The organism is Tetragenococcus muriaticus DSM 15685, assembly GCF_000423785.1.
Taxonomy (GTDB): Bacteria; Bacillota; Bacilli; order Lactobacillales; family Enterococcaceae; genus Tetragenococcus; species Tetragenococcus muriaticus.
Genome location: NZ_AUIQ01000100.1, coordinates 1 through 2,422 on the forward strand (window position 1 = coordinate 1; position 2,422 = coordinate 2,422).

At 37.3% G+C, this 2,422-nt stretch carries 5 protein-coding genes; 3 read left to right on the top strand and 2 right to left on the bottom strand.

The window, feature by feature from the left end; translation table 11 throughout:
• Nucleotides 1-61 precede the first annotated feature (61 nt).
• Nucleotides 62-952: a ribose/proton symporter RbsU gene (gene rbsU, locus G577_RS0110265; RefSeq protein ID WP_028791084.1), complete on the top strand. Its 891-nt coding sequence runs from the start codon at nt 62-64 to the stop codon at nt 950-952.
• A 132-nt stretch (nt 953-1,084) separates the two neighbouring features.
• On the opposite strand, the gene G577_RS12530 is transcribed toward rbsU, so the two are convergent.
• Complete coding sequence (locus G577_RS12530; protein WP_327796024.1) at nt 1,085-1,312, bottom strand: GNAT family N-acetyltransferase; 228 nt, start codon at nt 1,310-1,312, stop codon at nt 1,085-1,087.
• A 15-nt stretch (nt 1,313-1,327) separates the two neighbouring features.
• The gene (locus G577_RS12535; RefSeq protein ID WP_231556738.1) at nt 1,328-1,636 is read right to left on the bottom strand and encodes a hypothetical protein; all 309 of its coding nucleotides are present in this window, start codon (nt 1,634-1,636) and stop codon (nt 1,328-1,330) included.
• 118 nt (nt 1,637-1,754) lie between these two features.
• Here G577_RS12535 and G577_RS12600 point away from each other — a divergent pair, with 118 nt between their 5' ends.
• Both G577_RS12600 and G577_RS0110285 read left to right on the top strand, forming a co-directional pair.
• Nucleotides 1,755-1,838, top strand: coding sequence for a type I toxin-antitoxin system Fst family toxin (locus tag G577_RS12600; RefSeq protein WP_155988513.1), 84 nt, complete (start codon nt 1,755-1,757; stop codon nt 1,836-1,838).
• A gap of 287 nt (nt 1,839-2,125) precedes the next feature.
• The gene (locus G577_RS0110285) at nt 2,126-2,338 is read left to right on the top strand and encodes a Type 1 glutamine amidotransferase-like domain-containing protein (protein ID WP_028791085.1); all 213 of its coding nucleotides are present in this window, start codon (nt 2,126-2,128) and stop codon (nt 2,336-2,338) included.
• Nucleotides 2,339-2,422 lie beyond the last annotated feature (84 nt).

Here is a 2,422-nt window from a genome sequence, read left to right on the forward strand (position 1 = left end):
TCATGTTAGAAAGCAACGTCGTATTCTAAAAAAGAAATTGTAAGTAGAAAAGAGGACAAAAATGGATATAGTAGCACTTTTAGTTGGTTTAGGACCTTTAATCGGTTGGGGATTATTTCCAACTATCGCATCTAAATTCGGTGGACGTCCATCGAACCAAATCTTAGGAACAACCATCGGAACATTTATTTTGGCGTTAATTTTTATGTGGGTTCGTGGTCTTGCCTTCCCTAGCGGGTCTGACTTGCTTTTATCCATCGTTTCTGGTATTGGCTGGGCGTGCGCACAAATTGTTACTTTCTTATCATTTCGTTTAGTTGGATCCTCAAGAGCTATGCCTATCACCACAGCTTTTCAATTGCTCGGAGCCTCACTATGGGGCGTGTTTTATCTAGGAGACTGGCCTGGAGTTACCGCTAAAATTTGGGGTGGGATTGCTTTAATTGCCATTATTATTGGAGCCTACTTCACTGTCTGGTCTGAAAACAAAACTCAGGAAAATTCTAGTTTGCTAAAAAAAGCTGTCATTTGGTTACTCTTCGGCGAAATTGGCTACTGGCTTTATTCAGCGGCTCCTCAAGCAACTTCGATCAGCGGGATGGAAGCTTTTTTACCACAAGCGATCGGCATGTTAATCGTAGGGATGTTTTATGCTGCTATAGAAACAGTGGGAAATAATACCGCCGCTTCTCCATTTAAAGAAACTGTTTCTTATAAACAAATCTGGGCGGGTTTCTTCTTTGCTTTTGGAGCATTGACTTACTTGATCTCAGCACAGCCTGACATGAACGGTTTAGCTACGGGCTTTGTTTTATCACAAACGAATGTTGCCTTAGCTACCCTAACAGGTATTTGGTTTTTAGGACAAGAGAAAACGAAAAAAGAAATGACTGTTACAGTCATTGGTCTTGTATTAATCATTGCTGGTGCAGCGGTGACGCAATTTATTTAGCCATATTAATTGGTTTTTCAACAAAACAACTCTCTTTTTGGTATTGAGTCGGACTATCTATCAAAAAGAGAGTCATTATTTATCATTTATACAATTCTCCTACTAAAATCCCCTCAATTAATAGCAATGAACCTAACCTTTTCTTTTTGCAAGGTCTTTTAAAATACGCATTCCTTTTTCGAAATCTTTCGTACCGGGAACAAATGTATAGCCTAACTTTTCGTATATTGCAATTGCAGGATAGTTCCATGTTTGAGTGTGCAGCATTGCGGGTTGATCTGGATACAGCTCTTCTAAAAGTGCAGTCACCTTCACTGCCAGAAAGCTTGCTATTCCTTGTCTTTGTGCTTCTGGCATCACAGCTAGCCAATGAAACTAAGGACCGCCCTCTTTTGCCCACCAAGCCGTACATGTTGCAATTTTTTTACCCGAAGGATCTGTGACAAAAGTCATTCTTTTTGTCAATTCATCTGGATAAGGGGAAAAGTTCTTTTGGAAATAGGTTTCTGCTTCTGACAAGTGATCAAATTCTCCCGCAGAAGTTTCAATAGCTTGCCAATCCCTTTCATCGCCAGGAGTATAAAAGCTAAACTGATAACCTTCTGGCAATTGTCTATCTGGTAATACTTGGGAAGTGCTTCTTTCCATTTGAAATTTAACATAAGGAATTGTTTTATCTATCATTTTTCTCTCTACTCCTCCTTGTTAAGATAATAACAAATACTTTTGATATTTCATACCTTAATTGAATAAACTGTGTTATAATATTTTATGGCAACTGCCCCAAAAGGGGGTGTCTTAGTTGCATGAAATAATCTCATTAATCATTGCCCCACTTTTTGTGGGTCTAGTAATCGCGCTAGTTAATCACTGGCTAGATGATTAGCAATGATTGAAACAGTTGCCCTTCTAGCTCCAACGCTGGAGTCGCAACAGTGAAAAGAAAAACTACCCTACGGCAATAGGGTAGTTTTTTGGTTATTTAAAAGTTTAACTAATTACATAACAAAACTCTAACATTTATGCACTCGTTTTACAGTAAGCTCACAGCATTCATCCTTAAGAATTTGAACCAGTATTTAAAACATGGTACTATCTTTAAAAGAAATATTTGTTTTTGAAAGCGGTCCTACTGTTATATAAGATAAGAAACTGTTACGAAGGAGAAAACTCATGAAAAAAATCTTTTTAACTTCATACTTTGCCGGAACGCTAAAACAATTTCAATCATTTATCAAAGATAACGCGATTATAGATAAAGCAGTTGTATATATTCCAACTGCTGGTAACGTTGAAGAATACACGGGCTATATTGATGAAGGCAAAAAAGCTTTAAAAGAATTAAACTTCATGATTGATGAACTTGATATAACACAACCTGAATGATTTATAAAAATTTGTGGATAACGCATTCGACCGATCAACGAGGTGACTTTTATGTTATTTTCCCTTTTTATCGCCACTTTTTAA

Excerpts from the sequence above, each read along its gene's own strand:
- G577_RS12535 (WP_231556738.1), bottom strand. The coding sequence starts at position 1,636 with ATGATAGATAAAACAATTCCTTATGTTAAATTTCAAATGGAAAGAAGC.
- rbsU (WP_028791084.1), top strand. The coding sequence starts at position 62 with ATGGATATAGTAGCACTTTTAGTTGGTTTAGGACCTTTAATCGGTTGG.
- G577_RS0110285 (WP_028791085.1), top strand. The coding sequence starts at position 2,126 with ATGAAAAAAATCTTTTTAACTTCATACTTTGCCGGAACGCTAAAACAA.